General features: G+C 72.1%; 19 protein-coding genes. 11 read left to right on the forward strand and 8 right to left on the reverse strand.

Translation table 11 applies throughout. The features are described from left to right. Positions 1-26: 26 nt before the first annotated feature. The 9 genes from B9S64_RS13060 (at position 27) to B9S64_RS13100 (ending at position 8,793) form a co-directional block, all read left to right on the forward strand. Positions 27-1,772: a dolichyl-phosphate-mannose--protein mannosyltransferase gene (locus B9S64_RS13060; RefSeq protein ID WP_103491833.1), complete on the forward strand. Its 1,746-nt coding sequence runs from the start codon at positions 27-29 to the stop codon at positions 1,770-1,772. A gap of 166 nt (positions 1,773-1,938) precedes the next feature. Continuing rightward, entirely contained in the window at positions 1,939-3,579 is a 1,641-nt protein-coding gene (locus B9S64_RS13065; protein ID WP_103491834.1) for a penicillin-binding transpeptidase domain-containing protein, read from the forward strand. Between the two features lie 138 nt (positions 3,580-3,717). Further along, on the forward strand, positions 3,718-4,227 hold the full coding sequence (locus B9S64_RS13070; protein WP_103491835.1) for a YbaK/EbsC family protein: 510 nt from the start codon (positions 3,718-3,720) through the stop codon (positions 4,225-4,227). Next, positions 4,224-5,075 carry an EamA family transporter gene (locus B9S64_RS13075; protein WP_103491836.1) on the forward strand — a complete coding sequence of 284 codons (852 nt, stop codon included), beginning with the start codon at positions 4,224-4,226 and terminating at the stop codon, positions 5,073-5,075. Before B9S64_RS13070 ends, B9S64_RS13075 begins: the two co-directional genes overlap by 4 nt. Positions 5,076-5,246: 171 nt before the next feature. Further along, the gene (locus tag B9S64_RS13080) at positions 5,247-5,489 is read left to right on the forward strand and encodes a hypothetical protein (RefSeq protein ID WP_103491837.1); all 243 of its coding nucleotides are present in this window, start codon (positions 5,247-5,249) and stop codon (positions 5,487-5,489) included. Then, positions 5,461-5,985, forward strand: coding sequence for a DUF6879 family protein (locus B9S64_RS13085; RefSeq protein ID WP_103491838.1), 525 nt, complete (start codon positions 5,461-5,463; stop codon positions 5,983-5,985). The genes B9S64_RS13080 and B9S64_RS13085 overlap by 29 nt, the downstream gene beginning before the upstream one ends. A 16-nt stretch (positions 5,986-6,001) precedes the next feature. Further along, positions 6,002-6,850 (forward strand): helix-turn-helix transcriptional regulator, encoded by an 849-nt coding sequence (locus B9S64_RS13090; RefSeq protein ID WP_103491839.1) that lies wholly within the window; start codon positions 6,002-6,004, stop codon positions 6,848-6,850. A 240-nt stretch (positions 6,851-7,090) separates the two neighbouring features. Beyond that, positions 7,091-7,633, forward strand: coding sequence for a class IV adenylate cyclase (locus tag B9S64_RS13095; RefSeq protein ID WP_103491840.1), 543 nt, complete (start codon positions 7,091-7,093; stop codon positions 7,631-7,633). A 56-nt stretch (positions 7,634-7,689) separates the two neighbouring features. After that, positions 7,690-8,793 carry a radical SAM protein gene (locus tag B9S64_RS13100; protein ID WP_103491841.1) on the forward strand — a complete coding sequence of 368 codons (1,104 nt, stop codon included), beginning with the start codon at positions 7,690-7,692 and terminating at the stop codon, positions 8,791-8,793. A 33-nt stretch (positions 8,794-8,826) separates the two neighbouring features. On the opposite strand, the gene B9S64_RS13105 is transcribed toward B9S64_RS13100, so the two are convergent. The 5 genes from B9S64_RS13105 to B9S64_RS13125 all read right to left on the reverse strand — a co-directional run bounded on the left by B9S64_RS13105 (position 8,827) and on the right by B9S64_RS13125 (position 13,585). Next, positions 8,827-9,645, reverse strand: coding sequence for an SDR family NAD(P)-dependent oxidoreductase (locus tag B9S64_RS13105; protein WP_103491842.1), 819 nt, complete (start codon positions 9,643-9,645; stop codon positions 8,827-8,829). Further along, the gene (locus B9S64_RS13110) at positions 9,642-10,805 is read right to left on the reverse strand and encodes a serine hydrolase (RefSeq protein ID WP_103491843.1); all 1,164 of its coding nucleotides are present in this window, start codon (positions 10,803-10,805) and stop codon (positions 9,642-9,644) included. Before B9S64_RS13110 ends, B9S64_RS13105 begins: the two co-directional genes overlap by 4 nt. A 77-nt stretch (positions 10,806-10,882) precedes the next feature. After that, positions 10,883-11,761, reverse strand: a complete 879-nt coding sequence (locus B9S64_RS13115) for an energy-coupling factor ABC transporter ATP-binding protein (RefSeq protein ID WP_181012329.1) — start codon at positions 11,759-11,761, stop codon at positions 10,883-10,885. After that, positions 11,758-12,519 carry a cobalt ECF transporter T component CbiQ gene (gene cbiQ, locus B9S64_RS13120; RefSeq protein WP_103491845.1) on the reverse strand — a complete coding sequence of 254 codons (762 nt, stop codon included), beginning with the start codon at positions 12,517-12,519 and terminating at the stop codon, positions 11,758-11,760. Before cbiQ ends, B9S64_RS13115 begins: the two co-directional genes overlap by 4 nt. A 1-nt stretch (position 12,520) precedes the next feature. Then, complete coding sequence (locus tag B9S64_RS13125; RefSeq protein ID WP_103491846.1) at positions 12,521-13,585, reverse strand: energy-coupling factor ABC transporter permease; 1,065 nt, start codon at positions 13,583-13,585, stop codon at positions 12,521-12,523. A 176-nt stretch (positions 13,586-13,761) separates the two neighbouring features. Between B9S64_RS13125 and B9S64_RS13130 the strand changes: the two genes are divergently transcribed. Continuing rightward, on the forward strand, positions 13,762-14,136 hold the full coding sequence (locus B9S64_RS13130) for an SsgA family sporulation/cell division regulator (RefSeq protein ID WP_103491847.1): 375 nt from the start codon (positions 13,762-13,764) through the stop codon (positions 14,134-14,136). Positions 14,137-14,344: 208 nt separating this feature from the next. On the opposite strand, the gene B9S64_RS13135 is transcribed toward B9S64_RS13130, so the two are convergent. Then, a complete protein-coding gene (locus B9S64_RS13135) occupies positions 14,345-16,567 on the reverse strand; it encodes an MMPL family transporter (protein WP_103491848.1) in 2,223 nt (740 codons plus the stop codon). 119 nt (positions 16,568-16,686) lie between these two features. Then, positions 16,687-17,259: a TetR/AcrR family transcriptional regulator gene (locus B9S64_RS13140; RefSeq protein WP_103491849.1), complete on the reverse strand. Its 573-nt coding sequence runs from the start codon at positions 17,257-17,259 to the stop codon at positions 16,687-16,689. 200 nt (positions 17,260-17,459) lie between these two features. Between B9S64_RS13140 and B9S64_RS13145 the strand changes: the two genes are divergently transcribed. After that, entirely contained in the window at positions 17,460-21,032 is a 3,573-nt protein-coding gene (locus B9S64_RS13145) for a S41 family peptidase (RefSeq protein WP_103491850.1), read from the forward strand. 340 nt (positions 21,033-21,372) lie between these two features. On the opposite strand, the gene B9S64_RS13150 is transcribed toward B9S64_RS13145, so the two are convergent. Beyond that, entirely contained in the window at positions 21,373-21,564 is a 192-nt protein-coding gene (locus B9S64_RS13150; RefSeq protein ID WP_103491851.1) for a hypothetical protein, read from the reverse strand. Between the last annotated feature and the right edge of the window lie 79 nt (positions 21,565-21,643).

Consider the following 21,643-nt stretch of genomic DNA (forward strand, 5'->3'; position numbering starts at 1 on the left):
ACAGACGCGTTCCCTACGATGGCGCGGTGACGAGTACTGCGCCCGAGGCCCATCAGGGCAACGACGCCGGGGATCCCGCCCGCGACCAGCCGCCCTCCTGGCAGCGGCGGCTGCGCCGATTCGGCCGTTCCGCACGGCCGGAGACGGGGCTGCGTGAGCGCCTGGTGCCGCCGTACACCCGGCCCGGACGGCAGTTCTGGGAGGTGCTCGCCGTGCCGCCGGCGGCGGCCGACCGCCTGGTGCGCTGGTCCGCCTGGGGCGGGCCGCTGCTGGTGGCGCTGGTCGCCGGGGTGCTGCGGTTCTGGAACCTGGGCAGCCCGAAGGCGGTGATATTCGACGAGACGTACTACGCCAAGGACGCCTGGGCGCTGGTCAACCAGGGGTACGAGGGCGCGTGGCCCAAGGACGTCGACAAGCTGATCCTGAGCAACCCGTCGGCGGTGGAGGTCCCGGCCGATCCCGGGTACGTCGTGCACCCGCCGGTCGGCAAGTGGATCATCGGCCTCGGTGAGCAGCTCTTCGGGTTCACCCCGTTCGGCTGGCGCTTCATGGTGGCCCTGCTGGGCACCGTCTCGGTCCTGATGCTGTGCCGGATCGGGCGGCGGCTGTTCCGCTCCACGTTCCTCGGCTGTCTGGCGGGCACCCTGCTGGCGGTGGACGGCCTGCACTTCGTGATGAGCCGGACCGCCCTGCTCGACCTCGTCCTGATGTTCTTCGTGCTCGCGGCCTTCGGCTGCCTCCTGATCGACCGCGACTGGTCCCGCCGCAAGCTGGCCGCCGCGCTGCCGGCGGGCGAGGACGGGGGGCTGCGCCCGGACGCCCGGACCGCCGAGACGCTGCGGCTGGGGTGGCGCCCCTGGCGTCTCGCCGCGGGTCTGATGCTCGGGCTGGCCTTCGCCACCAAGTGGAACGGGCTGTACATCCTGGCCGCGTTCGGGGTGATGGCGGTGCTCTGGGACGTCGGCGCGCGCCGTACGGCGGGTGCGGTGCGGCCCTACCGCGCGGTGCTGCTGCGGGACCTGCTGCCCGCGTTCGCCTCCACGGTGCCGGTCGCGATCGGCACGTACCTCCTCTCGTGGACCGGCTGGATCCTCTCGGACAAGGGCTACTACCGCGACTGGGCGGCCACCGAGGGCAAGGGCGGCAACTGGACCTGGCTGCCGGACTGGCTGCGCAGCCTGTGGCACTACGAGAACCAGGTGTACGACTTCCACGTCGGCCTGACCTCCGGCCACACCTACCAGTCCAACCCGTGGAGCTGGATCGTGCTGGGCCGCCCGGTCTCGTACTTCTACGAGGAGGAGCCGGGCTGCGCCGCGTCTCAGACCGGCAAGTGCGCCCGCGAGGTCCTGGCGATCGGCACCCCGCTGCTGTGGTGGGCGGCCTGTGTGGCGCTGCTGTACGTGCTGTGGCGCTGGTTCTTCCGCCGCGACTGGCGGGCCGGCGCCATCGCCTGCGGGGTCGCGGCGGGCTGGGTGCCCTGGTTCCTCTACCAGGAGCGGACGATCTTCCTCTTCTACGCGGTCGTGTTCGTGCCGTTCCTCTGTCTGGCGGTGACGATGCTGATCGGCGCGCTGCTCGGTCCGGCGGCCCGCCCGTTGCCCGGCGGTGATCCGTCCGGCGAGCGCAGACGGATGCTGGGGGCGATCGCGGCGGGTGTGCTGATCCTGCTGATCGTGTGGAACTTCGTCTATTTCTGGCCGCTGTACACGGGCACGTCGATCCCGGAGAACGCCTGGCGGGACCGGATGTGGCTGGACACCTGGGTGTGAGAACGCCGGGAATTCGGCTGGAAAGCGCTCTCTCGCGATGCGTCGCGGTCCGGTAACGACCCCTTCACATGTCAGAGCCGTCCCGTAGAGTCCCCAGAAAACCCCCGGGTTTCTGAACGCGTTCAGAACATGTGGAGGGGGGCTCCTGGGGAGGGGAACCGCACCGATGCGCAGTGGAGCGAAGGTCGCCGTGGTCGGCGGCGTGTTCGTGCTGGCGGCCGGAGGGATCGGCTACGGCGCGTACAGCGTGATCTCGGACGACACCGGGGGCGGCACGGACACCGTCGCCGAGTCCACCGAGGTGAAGACCGGCCCGCCGAGCGAGACCGAGATCGAGCGGACCTCGAAGGACTTCCTGACGGCGTGGGCGTCCGGCGACGCCGCGACCGCCGCACAGCTCACCAACAACGCCACGGCGGCCGAACCGCTGCTGACGGGGTACGCCGAGGACGCCCACGTCACCGACGCGGTGATCACCCCGGGCCCGGCCACCGGCGCGAAGGTGCCGTACACGGTGAAGGCGACGGTCTCCTACGAGGGGAAGACCAAGCCCTGGTCGTACGCCTCCGAGCTGACCGTGGTGCGCGGCCTGACCACCGGCAAGGCCCTCGTCGACTGGGACGCCGCGGTGATCCACCCGGAGCTGACCGAGGGCGCGGTCCTGAAGACCGGCGAGTCCTCCGTCGCCTCGATCGAGGCCGTGGACCGCGACGGCACGGTGCTGGACAAGAAGACCTACCCGTCGCTGGGCCCGGTCCTGGACAGCCTCCGTGAGAAGTACGGCGACACCGCCGGCGGTTCGCCCGGCATCGAGACCTGGATCGAGTCCGACGACGCGGAACAGCCGGACACCACGCTGCTGACGCTCGCCAAGGGGAAGCCCGGCACGCTGCGCACGACGCTCGACGCGAAGGTCCAGGCGGCGGCCGAGGCCGCGGTCAAGCGGTACGGCGAGTCCTCCGTGGTGGCGATCCAGCCCTCGACCGGCGCGATACAGGCGATAGCCAACAACCGGGCGGACGGCTACGACGCGGCCATGCGGGGCACGCTGGCCCCCGGCTCCACGATGAAGATCGTGACGGCCGCGATGATCATCCAGAACGGGCTGGGGAACATCAACTCCCCGGTGGAATGCCCGTCCACCGTGTCGTGGGAGGGCGTGACCTTCCACAACCTCAAGGACTTCTCCATCGCGAACGGCACCCTGCGCGACGCCTTCGGCCAGTCCTGCAACACGGCCTTCATCAAGCCGGTCAAGCCGCTCGGCGACCGGGCGGGCACGGCGCTCGGCCAGGAGGCCCGCGACTACTTCGGCCTGGGCCAGGACAACTGGAAGACCGGGGTGGAGTCCTTCGACGGCAGCGTCCCGGAGTCCTCGGGGGCCGAGACCGCGGCCTCCTACATCGGCCAGGGCAAGATCCTCATGAGCCCGCTGAACATGGCGTCGGTCACCGCGACCGCGAAGAACGGCGCCTTCAAGCAGCCCTACGTCGTCGCCCGCGACCTGGACGACCGGCCGTTCGCCACCGCCCGCCCGCTCCCGGGCGACGTGGGACAGCAGTTGCGGGACATGATGCGCTTCACCGCGACCAGCCCGACCGGCACCGGCACCAAGGCGATGGCCTCGGTCGGCGGCGACAAGGGCGCCAAGACCGGCTCCGCCGAGGTGGACGGCCAGTCCACGTCCAACAGCTGGTTCGTCGGCTTCAGCAACGACCTCGCGGCGGCGGCGGTCGTCCAGTCCGGCGGCCACGGCGGCGACGCGGCGGGCCCGGTGGTCGCGGCGGTCCTGCGCGCCGGTCCGTGAGCGGGGGCGTGGGCGGAACGTGATCTGTTGGCCGGGGCGTCACCGGGGGCCGGTTCGCCCGGACGCCGCCCCCGGCCTCACGCCCACCGCCCCCGAACTCCCTGGTGCCGGGGGCGGCCCGTTCAGTAGCGTGCGGCCATGAGCACATCGGACACGACTCCCACCGCGCCCCCTTCCGACGCCCACCCCCGCTTCGCCGAGGCCCTGCGTGAGCTGGGCCTCGACGTCGAGGTGCGCCGCTTCCCGGACGCCACCCGCACCGCCGTCGAGGCCGCCGCCGCGATCGGCTGCGCGCTCAGCCAGATCGTCAAGTCGCTGATCTTCGAGGCGGACGGCACCCCGGTGCTCGTCCTGATGGACGGCTCGTCCCGGGTGGACGTGGAGCGCGTACGGACCGAACTCGGCGCGGCCGAGGTCAAGCGGGCGGGCGCCGACCTCGTACGGGAGACCACGGGGTACGCGATCGGCGGCGTCCCGCCCTTCGGCCACCGCACGAAGACCCGTGTGCTGGCCGACCGGGGACTGCTCGACCACCCGGTGGTGTGGGCGGCCGCGGGCACCCCGCACACCGTGTTCCCGCTCGACCCGAAGGCCCTGGTCACGCACGCCGGCGGCACCCTGGTGGACGTGCGCGAGCAGACGGCGTGACCCCCCTGGTGGCGGTCGCCGTCCTGGCGGCCGCGATCACCCACGCCGGCTGGAACGCCATCGCCCACGCGATACGCGACCAGCTCCTGTCCTTCACCCTGATCTCCGGGGGCGGCGCGCTGATCGGCGCCGTCCTGGCCTCGGCGGCACCGCTTCCGGCGGCCGGTGCCTGGCCCTACCTGCTGCTCTCGGCGGGCCTGCACGTCGCCTACATGGCACTGCTGATGCGCTCGTTCACGCTGGGCGACTTCGGCCAGATGTATCCGATCGCCCGGGGCACGGCCCCGCTCGTGGTGACGGTCCTGGCCGCCGTCTTCGTCGGCGAACGCCCCGACGGCTGGGCGACGGCGGGCGTCGCGGTGGCCTCGGCCGGGCTGGTGGGCCTGGCGCTGTGGGGCATCCGCGGTTCCGGCAGCCGCCCGCACGGCCCGGCGATCCTGGCGGCCCTGGCGACGGGCCTGGCGATCGCCGCGTACACCACGGTCGACGGGGTCGGCGTCCGCGCCGCGGGCACCCCGCTCGGCTACATCGGCTGGCTGATGATCATCCAGGGCCTGATCATCCCCGCGTACGCCTTCTGGCGCCGACGCGGCGCGCTGGCCGCCGAGTTGTCCCCGTACCTGAGACGCGGCCTGCTCGGCGCGACCCTGTCGGTCACCGCGTACGCCCTCGTCCTGTGGGCCCAGACCAGAGCCCCCCTGGCCCCGGTCGCCGCGCTGCGGGAGTCGTCGATCATCGTGGGCGCCGCGATCGGGACACTGTTCTTCAAGGAACGGTTCGGCACCCCCAGGATCGCGGCGGCCGGACTGATGGTCGTGGGCATCGGCCTGATGCTGCACACCGGTTGAAGGGGGCGGGGCGACGGGGCAGACCGTACGACAACCCATTCGGTCTCCGCATCCGGTCCGCATGCGTCAGCACGTGGCCGGAACCGCCCTCTTGACGACGGACTGCGCGCTCGGAAGGCTCTGGCGTAGAAGTAGAAGCCGGTGCAATCCGCGTAGCCCGGGGAGGCTGCTGTGTCGCTGCGGTTCGTCGCCAAAGACCCCGAGACGGACGGGGCGAACTGCCCCACGGTGTGGGTGGACGACGAGAATCAGGAGATCGTGCTCCAGGGCTGGAAGGCCGACGAGGAGACACGGACGGCCTGCCTGAGGACGGGCCCGATCCCGGACACCGAAGCCGTCGTTCGACTACCGCTGCGCATGGCCGCCGCGGTCCGGGAGGCTTGCGATGCCGCAGACGGCACCGCCGTTCGCTGAGCTGCTCGCCAACTGCCGCCACTCGGCCGTACATCTGGAGATGCGCGACCACTACGACGACCCCGACGAAGCTCCGCGCGTAGCGGCCTGGAAGGCCGGGTACCGCCCGGACCCGGAGGACCGGGCGACGTGGTGGCGCCCCTGGCTCGACATGGTGGCCGAATCCGTCGGTCGCGGTGTCGAGTTCCGTCGGGCCCGCATCGTGTCCGAGCCCGTCAGCGAGTACACCCGCTACCTCTACGACGGCTCCTTCGCGAACATCGCCGCCGGGGAGAGAATTCGCTGGCTGCCCCGCCGAAGGGCATCAGACCTCTGTCTGCCCGGCAACGACTTCTGGGTGTTCGACGGGCAGTTGGTCCGCTTCGGACACTTCTCGGGAGAAGGCGCGTACCTGGGTGACGAGATCGAGGACGCCCCCGACGTCGTGAAGCTGTGCTCGTCGGCGTTCGAGGCCGTCTGGGACCGGGCCGTCCCACACTCCGCGTACACGATCTGAGGCACACGCACCACCCATGTCCCGTCATCCCTCGTCCAGCGTCCAGTCCGCCCGTGAAGCTCTCGCCACGCGTCTGCGCGAGATCCGTCTGGACTCCGGGCTGACCGGCCGTGCGGTGGCGGCGCGGGCCGGATGGCACGCCTCCAAGTCCTCACGTATCGAGAACGCGGTGACGCCGCCTTCGGATGCCGACATCCGGGCCTGGTGCTCGGCCTGCGGGGCCGACGGGCAAGCGGAGGACCTGATCGCCGCCTCCCGGTCCACCGAGTCCATGTACGTCGAATGGAAACGACTGCAACGGACCGGTCTGCGCAGGCTCCAGGAGTCCTACGAGCCCCTCTTCGAGCGCACCCGGACTCTCCGGGTCTACTGCTCGAACGTCGTCCCCGGCCTGTTGCAGACGCCCGCCTACGCCACGGCACTGCTCACGGAGATCGCCGGCTTCCGGCAGTCACCCAACGATGTCGCCGAAGCGGTCACCGCCCGTATGGGCCGATCCCGCTTCCTCCGCGAGGGCGACCACCGCTTCGCCTTCCTGGTCGAGGAGTCCGTCTTGCGGTACCGCATGGGCGACGCCGCCACCATGGCCGGGCAACTCGGCCATCTGCTGGCCGTCATGTCTCTGCCGTCCGTCTCGCTCGGAGTCGTCCCGCTGGACGCGCGGCGGGGCATGTGGCCACTGGAGACCTTCTCCGTCTACGACACCGATCGAGCACAGGTGGAGCTCCTCACCGCGGCCGTCACGGTCACGTCTCCGTCGGAGGTCGACCAGTATCTCCAGGCATTCGCCCGGGTCGGCCGGCTCGCCGTCCATGGAGCCGACGCCCGTTCCTTGATCACCGCCGCCATCGACGCGCTGCGTTGAACCGGCGTGCAATTCCGTAGAACTCTGTGGCCGCCCTCCCTGGCTGATTCCTAACGTGCCGTACAGGGACCCGGAAGCCGAGGCGGCTCGGTGCCCCGGCCACGGATCACGCCGTGCCGGCCACGGGCGGGTGACGTGTGACGGGTGGCCCCCCATCCGCGCCCCTGGGTGTCGCAGGCTTGCCCCGGTACGGGACATCCGGCCGGTACCCGACAGCCGACGGCGAGGAGATGACGCACGATGGCGACCCTGATCGAGTACGAGGCGAAGGCGCTGGGGATCGACCCCGGGGAGATGGCTGAGCGTATCGCCGGCAACGGGGGAACCCATGTCGCCGACCGGATGATGCGCCGCTACGTGTACGACGTCCGGCCCGCCGCACCAGGCCGGTGGGTCCGGCTGCGGGACACGGGATCCGAGGTGACGTTGTGCCTCAAGGAGATCACCTCCGACTCCGTCGACGGCACGCGTGAGACAGAGGTGGAGGTGGGCGACTTCGAGGCCACGCACGTACTGCTCGAACGCCTTGGATTCCACGCCAAGGCGTACCAGGAGAACCGCCGCTCCTCCTGGCAACTGGACGGCGTGCGGCTGGAGATCGACTCGTGGCCGCTGATCCCGCCCTACCTGGAGATCGAGGGGGACGACGCGGAGCAGGTCTGGACGGCGGCCCGTCGGCTGGGCCTGGCCCGCGCCGAACTGACCAGCGAGAACACCACCGCGGTCTACGCCCGGTACGGGGTGGAACTGGAGAAGGTCACCGACCTCCGGTTCACGGCCTGATCACCCCCGATGGTCCCGCTCCGGTCAGGAGCGTGTTCACCCAGAGAGGTGCGCCGATGCACGGCGAAGAACGCTTACCCGTAGACGTCCGTCCCGACCGCACGGTCCGAGTGAAGATCATCGACGCCTGCGGACTGGCGTGCACCTTCTGCCACAACGAAGGCACACCGGTCACGGCCGACAACCTCGGCAGGCAGGCGGGCGAGTACACGGGTACCCCCGGGCGTTCGGGACGGGTCTCCCTCTACCTGCGTACCAACGGGGCCGCGTTCCTGCCCGCGAGGGTGGAGCCGGACCCTGACTTCGCGCTCGCCCTGGCCGCCGTCCGGGGCAGCATCGACACCGGAGAAGTGCACTTCACCGGCGGTGAACCCACCCTCCACCCCAAGCTGCCCGAACTCGTCTCCCTCGCCCACCGGCTCGGGCTCACCGTCGGCCTCACCTCCAACGGAGAGAACGGCGCGGCCGTGCTGAAGGAGTGCGCGGAAGCCGGACTGGACCGCGTCAACCTGTCCGTCTTCGGCACCACGGCCGACGAACTCGCCGCCGTACAGTCCCCGCGCTACGCCTCCGTCAGGCTCGCCGAACGCAAACTCCGCGCTCTCCACGACACGATCGAAGCGGCGCTCCTGAGCGGGGTGAAGGTCTCGGCGAATATCGTCGTACCTGATCAGACGCATGTTCCTCGCGTGTTACGGATCATCGAAGAGCATGGCCGAGACGTCGCGGTACGCATGCTCGTGTCCCTCGGGGACGGGGGCACGTCGCTGCACGCGATGCGACAGGTGCTGAACCACCTCGGGGCGGTACCCGAACGGCACATCGTCACAGCGGGCGCTTCCGACCAGCGCACCCGCTACCGGCTCCCGGACGGCCGCACCCTGTACGCCAAGTCCATCCGTCCGGTACGGCTGCCGGACACTTGTGCCGGCTGCCGGTTCAACAACGCACGTGACTGTCAGGAGGGGTACTACGGGGTCCGCCTCTACCGCGAGCAGGACGGGCCCTTCATGGTCGGGGTCTGCATCCGGCGCATGGACCTGTGTGTGCCACTCGGCCAGTTCGTCATGAGCCGGATCTGTCACGAGGTACAGACCTTCCGGGACGACGAGTACGCCCGCCTGACCGCGCTCAGCCGGCCTCCAACGGCGGACCGCTGAAGCGCCGCACGCCCGTACGCGCCCCCCGCCGGTTCACACCGGCCGGGGCTCGTCCGTGTCGCCCCGCATCGCGTCGCGGAAGCCCTTGTTGACGCCCATCAGGCCGCCGTCCACCCGGAGCGTCGTCCCGGTGATCCAGGCCGCGTCGCGGGAGGCCAGGAAGGCCACGGCGGCGGCGATGTCGTCCGGTTCGCCGAGCCGTCCCAGTGGGTAGAGGGCTCTCGCCCGCGCCAGGTCGCCCTCGCGGCCGGTCCACCCCTCGGTGCGGATGGTGCCGGGGGCGACCAGGTTGACCCGGACCCCGCGCGGGCCCGCGTGGCCGGCCAGTGTGCGGGTCAGGCTGGCCAGGCCCGCCTTCGCGGCGCTGTAGGCGTGCCCGCCGAAGTCCTGCTCGCCGTTGACCGAGCCGATGTTGACGACGGCGCCGCGGCCGGAGGCGGCCAGGTGCGGCAGCGCGGCCCGGGAGCACCGGTAGGGGCCGGACAGGGTGATGTCGAGGGTGTGGGCCCAGGAGTCGTCGGCCTCGTCCTCGAAGAGGGCGGCGTCCTCGTGGTTGGCGTAGGCGTTGTTGACGAGGACGTCGAGCCCGCCGAAGGTGGCGACCGCGTGGGCCACGGCCGCCTCCACGGCGGCGCGGTCCCCGACGTCGCAGGCCAGGGCTTCGGCGGTGCCGCCGTCCTTCTCCCGTATCTCCCGGGCGACCCGGTCGGCCCGTGCGGCGTCCAGGTCGGTGACGAGGACGGCCGCGCCCTCGGCCGCCAGGCGGCGGGCCGTGGCGGCGCCGATGCCCTGGCCCGCTCCGGTGACCAGGGCGGTGTGTCCGTCGAGGCGTCTGCTGATGTCGGCTGTCACAGCGCCGACCGTACCGCCCGGACCAGCGCTTGGGAACGGGGATCCGCGGTGACCCCCTTCTGCAGACCGTTCGTCACATAGCCCAGCGCGACGCCCGATTCGGGGTCCGCGAATCCGAGCGACCCGCCCCGGCCGGGGTGGCCGAAGGAGCCGGGGGCCAGCAGCGGGGCGGCGGAACCGTGCAGCATGTAGCCGAGGCCGAAACGGGTGGAGACGACCAGCACCCGGTCCGGGCCCGCGGACTCCTCGGTGCGGGCCAGAGTGAGGGTGGCCGGGGCGAACAGCCGGTGGCCGTCCACCTCGCCGATCATCGCCGCGTAGCAGCGGGCCAGTCCGCGTGCGGTGGCCACGCCGTTGGACGCGGGGAGTTCGGCCGCGCGATAGGCAGGGGCGTTCTCGTCGGGGAACGGGTCGATCGCCCCGAAGGCCCGCCGGGTCAGCGAACCGGGGTCGGCGTAGGCCTCGACGACGTTCCGCTTGGGGCGCATGCGCAGCGTGCCGCCGTTGCCGTCCACCGCCGGGGGCTCGACGGGCCCGATGCGGCCGACGCGGTGCGCCTCGTCCTCCGGCAGCCCGAACCAGAAGTCCAGGCCGAGCGGGCGGGCGATCTCCTCCGCGACCCAGCGCCCGATGGTGCGTCCGGTGACCCTGCGCACCAGTTCACCGACGAGCCAGCTGTAGGTCTGGGCGTGGTAGCCGTGGTCGGTGCCGGGTTCCCACTGGGGCCGCTGGGCGGCGACGGCCCGTGGCCCGCTGACCCCGTCGGCCGCCTCCTCGGGTGTCAAAGGCGTGTCCAGGGCGGCCAGTCCGGCCCGGTGGGCGACGAGGTGGCGTACGAGGACGCGCTCCTTGCCGTTGGCCTTGAACTCCGGCCAGTACGTGCCGACGGGCGCGTCCAGGTCCACCTGTCCACGCTGGTGCAGCAGCAGCGGTACGGCGGCGGCGACGCCCTTTCCGGCCGAGCGGACGATCTGGGTGGTGTCCACCGCCCACGGTTCGGTGCCGTCCACGTCCCGGGTACCGGCCCACAGGTCCACGACCTTGCGCCCGTGCCGGTAGACGGCCACGGCCGCGCCCCGTTCCCCGCGCTGTTCGAAGTTACGGACGAACGCGTCCCGTACTGCCTCGAACCCTGGTGCCACCGTGCCTCGTACGTCCACGCCTGCTCCCGCACTCCCGCTCATCCCCCCATGGTGCATCGCCGGACGGGCGGAGCGGCTGCCGGGTCACCGTCTGTTCACGGACGGGGAACGGCGACGGAACGCGGGTCGAAGCCGAAGGGCAGTTCCAGCCGGTGTCTCCGCATCAGCCCGGTGTCGCACAGGAGTTCCTGGGTGTGGTCGTCGGCGGCGATGACCCCGTCGCTGAGGATGACGGCGCGGGGGCAGAGCTCCAGGGCGTACGGCAGGTCGTGGGTGACCATCAGGACGGTGACGTCCAGCGTCCGCAGGATGTCGGCGAGTTCGCGGCGGGAGGCCGGGTCCAGGTTGGAGGAGGGTTCGTCCAGCACCAGGATCTCCGGCTCCATGGCGAGGACGGTGGCGACGGCGACCCGGCGGCGCTGCCCGAAGGAGAGGTGGTGCGGGGGCCGGGTCGCGAACTCCTCCATGCCGACCCGCTTGAGCGCGGCCATGACCCGCTCCTCCAGCGCGGCGCCGCGCAGTCCGGCCGAGGCGGGTCCGAAGGCGACGTCCTCCCGGACGGTCGGCATGAACAACTGGTCGTCGGGGTCCTGGAAGACGATGCCGACCCGGCGCCGGATCTCCGCGAGGTTCCGCTTCTCCACGGGCAGTCCGGCGACCCGGACGGTGCCGGCGCCCGCGTCGAGGATGCCGTTGAGGTGCAGGACGAGGGTGGTCTTGCCGGCGCCGTTGGGGCCGAGCAGGGCGACGCGTTCGCCCCGGCGCACGGTGAGATCGACCCCGAAGAGGGCCTGGTGGCCGTCGGGGTAGGCGTAGGCGAGGCCGCTGACCTCAAGGGACGGCGGGACGTCCGGGGACGGCGGGACGTCCGGGGACGGCGGGACGTCCGGGGACGGAGCGGCCTCAGGGGACCAGGCGGCCTCGGGGGACACGGCGGCGTCGGGGGACGGAGCGGGGCGGGCAGGTCGGCTCATACGGTCCATCCCAGCAGACAGACGCCCAGGGCGAGTACGGGCAGGGCACAGGCGTACGCCCACTGGGCGCGGGAGGCGGTCACCTCGTCGATCACCGGCATGGTGCCGGTGTAGCCCCGGCTGACCATCGCGAGGTGGACGCGCTCGCCGCGTTCGTAGGAGCGGATGAACAGGGCGCCCGCCGTCTTGGCCAGCACGCCCCAGTGGCGTACGCCGCGTGCCTCGAACCCCCGGGAGCGGCGGGCGATCGACATCCGGCGCAGCTCGTCGGTGATCACGTCGCCGTAGCGGAGCATGAAGGACGCGATCTGGACGAGCAGCGGCGGCAACCGGAGCCGCTGGAGGCCGAGCAGCAGGGAGCGCAGTTCGGTGGTGGAGGCCAGCAGCACGGAGGCGGCCACACCGAGCGTGCCCTTGGCGAGGACGTTCCAGGCGCCCCAGAGGCCGGGGACGCTGACGGTCAGGCCGAGGAGTCCCGTCTGCTCCCCGGGGACGACGAACGGCATGAGCAGCGCGAACGCCACGAACGGCACCTCGATGACCAGGCGTTTCAGCAGGAAGCCGGCCGGGACGCGGGCCACCGCGGCGACGGCGGCGAGCAGCACGGCGTACAGCGCGAAGGCCCAGAGCGCCTCGCGGGGGGTGGAGACGACGACCACCACGAAGCCGAGGACGGCGACCAGCTTGCAGTGCGGGGGCAGGCGGTGGACCGGGGAGTGGCCGTGCCGGTAGAGCGTGTGGGCGTGGCCCGCGCCCATGTCAGTCGGACCCGAGCGCGCCGGCGACGGGCTCCGGCCTGCGGCGGCGGTGCACGGCCCAGAAGACGCCGCTGCCGACCGCCACGGTGACGCCGACCCCGATGACTCCGGCCAGGCCGCCGGAGAGCCGGGCGTCGCCGATGTCCTTGACGCCGTAGTCGGCGAGCGGGGAGTCCGCGGCGCCGTGTTCCTTGACGTTCTCGTCGATGCCCTTGTCTGCGGCGACCTTCTCCAGGCCGTCGGGGCTGGCGGAGGCGTAGTAGGAGACGAACCCGGCGAGCAGCAGCGCCGCGACCAGGCCGGTCGCCCAGACCCCGCGGGTGGAGCGGCCACGGGCGGCCGGGGCGGGCTCGGGCTCGGCGGCCGGGGCGGCCGGGGCGTCGACGAGTGCGCCGTCGACACGCAGCTTCAGCGGTGCGGCGAGCCCCTGGGCACCGTGGACGAGGTCGGGGCGTACCGCGAGGACCGCGCCGACGGTCAGCGCGGTGATGGCGGCCTCGCCGATGCCGATGAGGACGTGTACGCCGACCATCGCGGTGAGGACCTTGCCGAGGGGGACGTCGGTGGTCCCGCCGATCGCGTAGAGGGCGGTGAAGGCGACGGCGGCGGCCGGTACGGAGACCAGCGCGGCCACGAATGCCGCCGCGGTGGTCGAGCGGCGGGTGCGGGGCAGCACCCCGGTGAGCCCGCGGAAGAGGGCGTGGGCGACGACGACGGTGACGACGCCCATGACGGTGATGTTGACGCCGAGCGCGGTGAGGCCGCCGTCGGCGAAGAGGATGCCCTGCATCAGCAGGACGACGGCTATGCAGAGGACTCCGGTGTACGGCCCGACCAGGATCGCCGCGAGCGCCCCGCCCAGGAGGTGGCCGCTGGTACCGGCGGCGACCGGGAAGTTGAGCATCTGCACGGCGAAGATGAAGGCCGCGACGAGCCCGGCCAGCGGCGCCGTGCGCTCGTCCAGCTCGCGCCGCGCGCCCCGGAGGCTGACCGCGACCGCCCCGGCGGCGACCACACCGGCCACGGCGGAGACGGGTGCGTTGATGAATCCGTCGGGTACATGCATGGAGGGCTCCGCTTCGGGCGAGGGGGCGGGCTCGGGCAAACGCTCCATGATAGGACCCTGTTGCGAATCGTTCGCAAGAGCGCAGACGTGACAACTGCGTGGCACTTCCCAACATGCCGTAAGCGCGACATATGGGACATTGGGGTGGAAGATACATTCACACCGGAGGAGCCGGCATGTCTCTCGTGATTCATGAACACGTCAGGGCCCGGCTCGTCACCGACGGTCCCGAACCCCGGCTCGTCCCCGTCCGGTTGAGCTGCGACACCGAGGCCCCGCGGACCGTGCTCCTGCGACTTCCCGGCGGCGCCGACCGGAGCATCGGCCGGGACGTCCTGGAGGGCGGACTGCGCTCCCCCGTCACCTGCGGCGACCTGCGGATCTGGCCGTGCGGCCGGGCCCAGCTGGTGGTGGAGCTGCACGCGCCGGACGGTGTCACCGTGTTCCAGTTCGACAACGCGCCGCTGATCCGCTTCCTGCGCCGCACCTACGAGGAGGCCGGAGCGGCCGGAACCCGCCCGGCCGCGGGCACCTCGTCCACCCTGACCTGACCTGGACGGGGCCGGGGCGGACCGGACCATCCCGGCCCGCCTCGCCCGCTCCGGCCCGCCCGGCCGAGTACGCCCTGCCCGGCCACGCCGATGGGCCCCGCGCCGCGTGCACGGGGCCCATGGGCCGCCCCGGTCCCCCGTCCCCACAGGTGACCGGCGCTCCGGGGTCCACGTCCCGCTCAGGCGCGGACCCCGGGGTTCTCTCGGATCAGACGCGGCTCAGCTCGCGCTCCCCGCCCGCCGGGCCGTCACCCGGACCGTCGGCCGGCAGCTCCTGGCGGAGCCCCTCGCCCTCCACGTCCACACGGGGCAGCGCGCGGTCCAGCCAGCCCGGCAGCCACCAGGCGCGCCGGCCCAGCAGGGCCAGGACCGCCGGCACGATGGCCATCCGGACGACGAAGGCGTCGAAGAAGACGGCGATGGCCAGCGAGAAGCCGATCATCTTGATCATCGACTCGCTGGAGCCGATGAAGCCCGCGAAGACGGCCATCATGATCACCGCGGCGGCCGTGACCACCCGGGCCCCGTGCCGGAAGCCGGTGACGATCGCCTGGCCGGGCGTCTCCCCGTGGACGTACGCCTCCCGCATCCGCGTGACCAGGAAGACCTCGTAGTCCATCGCGAGACCGAAGACCACACCGACCATGAAGATCGGCATCATGCTCATGATCGGACCGGTCTGCTCGACCCCGAAGAGCGAGCCCAGCCAGCCCCACTGGAAGACCGCGACGACCGCGCCCAGGGCCGCGATGACCGAGAGCAGGAAGCCCAGGGCCGCCTTGAGCGGCACCAGCAACGAGCGGAAGACGACCATCAGCAGCAGGAAGGCGAGTCCGACGACGAGGGCCAGGTAGGGCAGCAGCGCGTCGTTCATCTTCTGCGAGAAGTCGATGTTCATCGCGGTGGCACCGGTGACCAGCACCTCGGCGCCGGTGTCGCTCTTGATGTCCGCGCCCGCGTCACGGATGGCGTGGACGACGTTCTCCGTGTCGGTGGAGCTCGGCCGGTCCTTCGGGATGACCGTGATGGTCGCGGCGTCGCCGGCCTTGTTGAAGGTGGCCGGGGTGACGGCGGCGACGTGCCCGCTCGCCTCGATCCCCTGGGAGACCTGCTCGACCGCGGCCTTGCCGTCGTCGCTGTTCCTGGTGTCCACGACGACCAGCAGCGGACCGTTGAACCCGGGGCCGAAGCCGTCCGAGAGCAGGTCGTAGGCCTGGCGCTGCGTGGTGCTCTTCGGCTGTGAACCGTCGTCCGGCAGACCCATCTCCAGCGAGGCGGCGGGGACGGCGATGACCCCGAGCCCCAGGACCCCGGCGAGCAGCACCCACACCGGCTTGCGCAGGACGAACCGTGCCCAGCGGGTGCCCATGTTCGGCTTGGCGTCGGGCCGGTTCTCCTCCTCCGCGGCCTTGCGCGCCTTGCGCCCCATGACCCGCTTGCCGACGAAGCCGAGCATCGCGGGCACCAGGGTGAGCGCGATGAGGACCGCGATGGCGACCGTACCGGCGGCGGCGAAGCCCATCTTCGTCAGCATCGGGATGTTGACGACGGCGAGGCCCACCAGCGCGATGACCACGGTCAGACCGGCGAAGACCACCGCGGATCCGGCCGTGCCGACGGCCCGCCCGGCGGCGTCCTCGTGCTTTCGGCCCTCGGCCAGTTCGGCGCGGTAGCGGGAGACGATGAACAGGGCGTAGTCGATGCCGACCGCGAGCCCGATCATCATGGCGAGGATGGAGGTGGTGGAGCCCAGGTCGAGCACGCTCGCCAGGGCGGTGATCAGCGACACCCCGATCCCGACGCCGACGAGCGCGGTGAGCAGCGGGAGCCCCGCGGCGACCAGCGAGCCGAAGGTGATGACCAGCACCACCGCGGCGACGGCGACCCCGATGACCTCGGTGGCTCCGGTCTCCGGAATGACCTGGAGCGCGTCACCGCCGATCTCCACGGTCATCCCGTCGCTCCGCGCGGCCTCCCCCGTGTCCTCCAGCGAGTCGCGCGTCGCGTCGGTCAGCTCCATGGCGTTGACCTTGTAGGAGACGGAGACGTAGGCCGTCGTTCCGTCCTCGCTGACCGCGTTCGCCTCGTAGGGGTCGGCGACGGAGGCGATCTGGTCCGAACCGGCCTCCAGCCGGCCGACGGTCTTCTGGACCTCGGCCTTGTTGTCGGCGTCGGTCATCTTCTGACCGTCGGGGGCCTTGAAGACGACCCGCGCGGTCGCCCCGTCGGCGCTGCCGCCGGGGAAACGCTCTTCCAGCAGGTCGAAGGCCTTCTGGGCCTCCGTGCCGGGAATCGAGAAGGAGCTGGAGGTGGCGGTGGACGCGGAGGCGGCGCCGAATCCGACGAGCCCCAGCAGCGCCGCCCAGACGAGGGCGACGTACCAGCGGCGCCGGAAGGCGAACCGCCCGACTTTGTACAGGAAAGTGGCCACGGAGAGGAACTCCCGGTCAGGTCGTGGAGTGGAAATGGGCGTGAGGAACCAGCCCGACGACGAGAGCGGCGTGTCAGGTGGAGCGTCGGGGAGAGGTCGTACGGAAGGGAGTGGGAAGGTCAGACACCGAGGGCGGGGAACACCACGGCTTCCGCGTAGTCGATCAGGAACTCACGGTCGACCGGGCGCTCCTCGACGAGCTCCCGTGCCGCGAAGGCGCCGATCATCATGTGTGTCACATAGGACAGCGCCGGGTTGTCGGGACGCACCTCGCCCCTGTCCACCGCCCGTTGGAGCAGCTTCTGGAGGCCGGTCATCTCCGGCTCGATCAGCAGGGCGCGCAGGGCCTGCAAGAGATCGGGGTTGGTATGGACGGCATGGCTCAGACCCCGCAGCAGTGCGGAGTTCTTCTCCATCTGGCAGTCGTCGCTGCGCCGGAGGACGGCGTGGAAGTCGCCCCGCAGCGAACCGGTGTCCACCTCGTCGAGGTGCACCGGCTTGTCGTTCCGGAGCGCCCTGACGACCAGCTCGGCCTTGCTCCCCCACTGGCGGTAGAGGGTGGCCTTGCTGGAGCGGGTACGCGCGGCGACGGCGTCCATGGTCAGGCCTTCGTACCCGACCTCGCCGAGCAGGTCGAGCACGGCGGTGTACAGCTCGTTCTCGCGTTCCGGCGTGAGCCGTGAGCGTGCCACCTGTCGACCTCCTCCACCTGGTATCCGCTGGATCGTACGCCGATCACGCCCGGACGCGTGATCATCGCGCAAGATCACGACCCGAACGAAACTGTTTCGTACACTTCGACGTTACTCCCCGCTCCCCGCGAAACGAAATCGTTTCGCTGTGTCGTGCGACACAAGTTGCCACCGGCCCCACGCGCGGAAAGCATTGGAGGGTGAGTGACGACGTCGCGTATCTCCGGTTCCCGCACCTCCACCAGGACCTGCTCTGCTTCGCGGCCGAGGACGACCTCTGGGTCGCCCCCCTCGCCCCCGCCGGGCAGCGGCCGGGCCGCGCGTGGCGGCTGACCGTCGACCGCACCCGGGTGAGCCACCCGCGCTTCTCGCCCGACGGCAGCCGTATCGCCTACACGACCTGGCGCACGCTCGATCCGGAGATCCACCTGGTTCCCGTCGACGGGGGGCCCGCCCGCAGACTCACCTACTGGGGCTCGACCGACGCACGGGTCTGCGGCTGGACCCCCGATCCCGGCGACAGCGCGCAGATCCTCGCCGTCTCCTCGCACAACCAGCCCTTCTCCTACTTCTCGTGGGCGTACAGCGTCCCCACCGACGGCGGCCCCGGCGGCAAGCTCCCCTGGGGCCCGGTCGCCGACATCGCGGTCGCCGACATCGACGGCGAGCGCCGCACCCTGCTCCTCACCGGCAAGCCCCCGCACGAGCCCGCGGCGTGGAAGCGCTACCGGGGCGGGGCGATGGGCCGGCTGTGGCTGCACGGCGAACGGCTGCTGCCGGACATCGGCGGGCATCTCGACGCGCCGATGTTCGTCGGCCGCCGCATCGCCTTCCTCTCCGACCACGAGGGGGTCGGCAACCTCTACTCGTGCCGGCCCGACGGCACGGACCTGCGCCGCCACACCGACCACGACGCCTTCTACGCCCGGCACGCCTCCAGCGACGGCACACGCGTCGTCTACCAGTGCGCGGGCGACCTGTGGCTGGTCGACGACCTGGAGGACCCGGACGCGGTCCCGCGCAGGCTGGAGGTGCGGCTCGGCGGCCCCAGGACCGGGCGGCGCACCTACCAGGTGCCGGCCGCCAGCCACGTGGACGCGCTCTCCGTGGACGAGACGGGCCGGGCCAGCGCCGTCTCCGTACGCGGCAGCCTGTACTGGCTCACACACCGCGACGGCCCGGCCCGCACCATCGCCGACGACCCCGGGGTGCGCGTCCGGCTGCCGGAGATGCTGGGCAGCAGCGGGCAGGTCGCGTACGTCACCGACGCCGAGGGGGAGGACGCGGTCGAGATCGCCTACCTGCCGCGGGCCAGCGGCGACCGGCGGCCGCGGCGGCTGGCCTCCGGACGACTGGGCCGGGTGCACGAGATGATCGCGGACCCGGAGGGTACCCGCCTCGCCATCGCCTCCCACGACGGCCGTCTGCTGCTGCTGGACACCGCGGAGGACGAGGCGGCACAGGAGGCGGCCGTCCTGGACCTGGCCGAACGCGAGGCCGCGCGACCGGACGAGATCCCCGCGCCGGACGGGACCTCCCCACCGGACGGAAACACACAAGGGACCGCCGCACAGGGGACCGCCGCCCCGGACGCACCCTCCCCACCGGACGGAAACGCACAGGGCACCCCCGCCCCGGACGCGACCGGACAGGAACCCCCCGTCCTGGACGTGACCGGGCAGGGGGCCGCCGTCCTGGGCGCGGACGCGCGGGAGGCCGCCCCGCCCCCTCCCCCACCGCCCGCCGAGACCGAGGTCACCGAGCTGATCCGCTCCGTCAACGGCCCCGTCCGCGACCTGGCGTTCTCACCCGACGGCGCCTGGCTGACCTGGTCGCACCCGGGAGTCGGACGCTCGCTGCGGAAGATCAAACTGGCCAGGATCAGCGGCCCCGGCGCCCCGGTGACCGTCGATGTCACCAACGGCCGGTTCGAGGACGAGAACCCGGTCTTCACCGGAGACGGCCGCTACCTCGCCTTCCTCTCCTGGCGCGGCTTCGACCCGGTGTACGACGTCCACACCGGCGACCTCTCCTTCCCGCTGGGCTGCCGCCCCTACCTGGTACCGCTCTCCTCGGCGACGCCCTCCCCCTTCGCGCTGCTCCCGGACGGGCGGCCGGCGGCGGGCGGCCTGGACCCGGTGGACATCCCCCCGGGGACGGTCGAAGGACCCACGGTCACCGTGGAGTTCGAGGGACTGGAGAGCAGGGTGACGCCGTTCCCGGTCTCCGCCTCGAAGTACTCGGCGCTCCAACCGGTCAACGGGGGCGGGCTGGTCTGGCTGCGGTGGCCCATCTCCGGCGCCCTGGGCGAGACGTTCGCCAACCCGGCGGACATGTCGGGCCGCCCGACCCTGGAGCACTTCAACATCGCCAAGACCCGCAGGACCGAACTGGTCGCCCACCTCGACTGGTTCGCGGTCAGCGGGGACCGGACCCGGCTGGTGGTCATGGACGACGGCGAGCTGCGCGCCGTCCCCTCCGACGAGCCCGGGGACGGCGACTCCACCGTCTTCCTCGACCTGCGCCGCATCCTGCACGACGTCGATCCGGCGGCGGAATGGCGCCAGGCGTACGACGAGGCGGGGCGCATCGTCCGGTCCTACTTCTGGGAGCCGGACATGTGCGGCATCGACTGGGCCGGTGTCCTGGACCAGTACCGCCCGCTGGTCGAACGGGTCGCCTCCCCCGACGAGTTCGCGGACCTGCTACGTGAACTCATGGGCGAGCTGGGCACCTCGCACGCCTACGTCGCCCCCGCCCGCCGCAACGAGGGACCGCCGCACTACCAGCGGGCGATCGGACTGCTCGGCGCCAACCTGGCCTGCCGGGACGGCGACTGGACGGTCCTGCGGATCCTGCCCGGCGACTCCTCGGACTCCAAGGCACGGTCCCCGCTGGCCGGTACGGGCATCCGCGAGGGGGCGGTCCTCACCCATGTGGACGGCCGCCCGGTGGACCCGGTGGCCGGACCGTACCCCCTGCTCACGGCGGCGGGCGGGACCACGGTCGAGCTGACCTTCCGCCCGGCGGGCGGCGAGGGCGGCCGGCCCCGCCGCATCGCGATCGTCCCCCTGGTCGACGAACGCCCGCTGCGCTACCAGGACTGGGTCGCCAAACGCCGTGAGGTCGTACGCGAACTGAGCGGCGGCACCTGCGGATACCTGCACATCCCGGACATGGGCGGCTCGGGCTGGGCCCAGTTCAACCGCGACCTGCGCCTGGAGGTGTCGCGCCCCGCCCTGATCGTGGACGTACGCGGCAACGCGGGCGGGCACATCAGCGAACTGGTCGTCGAGAAGCTGACCCGCACGATCCTCGGCTGGGACCTGACCCGCAACGCCCAGCCGGTCTCGTACGCCTCCAACGCGCCCCGGGGCCCGGTGGTGGCCCTCGCCGACGAGGCGACCTCCTCGGACGGCGACATGATCACGGCGGCCTTCCGGCTGCTGAAGCTGGGACCGGTCGTGGGGCAGCGCACCTGGGGCGGGGTGGTGGGCATGACCGGACGCCACCGGCTCGGCGACGGCACGGTGATCACGGTGCCGATGAACGCGGCCTGGTTCGACACGTACGGCTGGTCCGTCGAGAACCACGGGGTCGAACCGGACCTGGAGGCCCTGCGCACCCCCCTGGACTGGGCGGAGGGCCGGCACGCGGTCCTGGACGACGCGGTCACGGTGGCCCTGGACCTCCTGGCCGCCCACCCGCCCGCCACACCCCCCACCTACGCCACGGCCCCGAACCTACGCCGCCCTCCGCTTCCCCCACGCTGACCCCCACCCCACGTCCCGGGGCATGTTCCCTCTCCCCACACACTGGCCCGCACCCCACGTCCCAGGGCACAATCCAGCCCGTCCGGCGCTTGAGGACCGGCGCCCGGGACAGAGCCCCACCCCACGTCCCGGGGCACAACTCCAGCCCGTCCGGCGCTTGAGGACCGGGGCCCGGGGCGGAGCCCCGGTTTCGGGAAGGGGCGGGGAGGGGACAAGCCCCCCGCAGCGGCCCCCACCCCGGCACGCACCACACCGGCACCACCCCCGCCCCACCACCCCGCACACAAAAGGGGCGCGCCCCAGAAGGACGCACCCCTACACCCCGCAACCGCGAGGCCCGTCAGCGACCGAACCGCTCCCGCGCCCCCTCAGCCGCATCCCGCCCCCGCTCACGCGGGCCCGCCGGCCGCTCACCACCGCGGTCGGACCGCTCCCGCGGAGCGTCCCGCTCGCCGCCCCCCTGCCGCTTCCGCCGCTCGGCCTGGTCGGCCAGTTCCCGCGCCTTGTCCCTGAACTGGTCTGCGATGCCCATGCTGTTCACTCCTTCGTGGGTGCGTGGGACGGCCCCCGGAGGGGCCCCGCCCAGACTTACACACCCGGACATCCGACGC

It is taken from the genome of Streptomyces sp. SM18 (genome assembly GCF_002910775.2).
Taxonomy (GTDB): Bacteria; Actinomycetota; Actinomycetes; order Streptomycetales; family Streptomycetaceae; genus Streptomyces; species Streptomyces halstedii.

Excerpts from the sequence above, each read along its gene's own strand:
- B9S64_RS13085 (WP_103491838.1), top strand. The coding sequence starts at position 5,461 with ATGCCGCAGACGGCACCGCCGTTCGCTGAGCTGCTCGCCAACTGCCGC.
- B9S64_RS13115 (WP_181012329.1), bottom strand. The coding sequence starts at position 11,761 with ATGAGCCGACCTGCCCGCCCCGCTCCGTCCCCCGACGCCGCCGTGTCC.
- cbiQ (WP_103491845.1), bottom strand. The coding sequence starts at position 12,519 with ATGGGCGCGGGCCACGCCCACACGCTCTACCGGCACGGCCACTCCCCG.
- B9S64_RS13150 (WP_103491851.1), bottom strand. The coding sequence starts at position 21,564 with ATGGGCATCGCAGACCAGTTCAGGGACAAGGCGCGGGAACTGGCCGAC.
- B9S64_RS13130 (WP_103491847.1), top strand. The coding sequence starts at position 13,762 with ATGTCTCTCGTGATTCATGAACACGTCAGGGCCCGGCTCGTCACCGAC.
- B9S64_RS13065 (WP_103491834.1), top strand. The coding sequence starts at position 1,939 with ATGCGCAGTGGAGCGAAGGTCGCCGTGGTCGGCGGCGTGTTCGTGCTG.
- B9S64_RS13095 (WP_103491840.1), top strand. The coding sequence starts at position 7,091 with ATGGCGACCCTGATCGAGTACGAGGCGAAGGCGCTGGGGATCGACCCC.
- B9S64_RS13100 (WP_103491841.1), top strand. The coding sequence starts at position 7,690 with ATGCACGGCGAAGAACGCTTACCCGTAGACGTCCGTCCCGACCGCACG.
- B9S64_RS13125 (WP_103491846.1), bottom strand. The coding sequence starts at position 13,585 with ATGCATGTACCCGACGGATTCATCAACGCACCCGTCTCCGCCGTGGCC.
- B9S64_RS13090 (WP_103491839.1), top strand. The coding sequence starts at position 6,002 with ATGTCCCGTCATCCCTCGTCCAGCGTCCAGTCCGCCCGTGAAGCTCTC.
- B9S64_RS13070 (WP_103491835.1), top strand. The coding sequence starts at position 3,718 with ATGAGCACATCGGACACGACTCCCACCGCGCCCCCTTCCGACGCCCAC.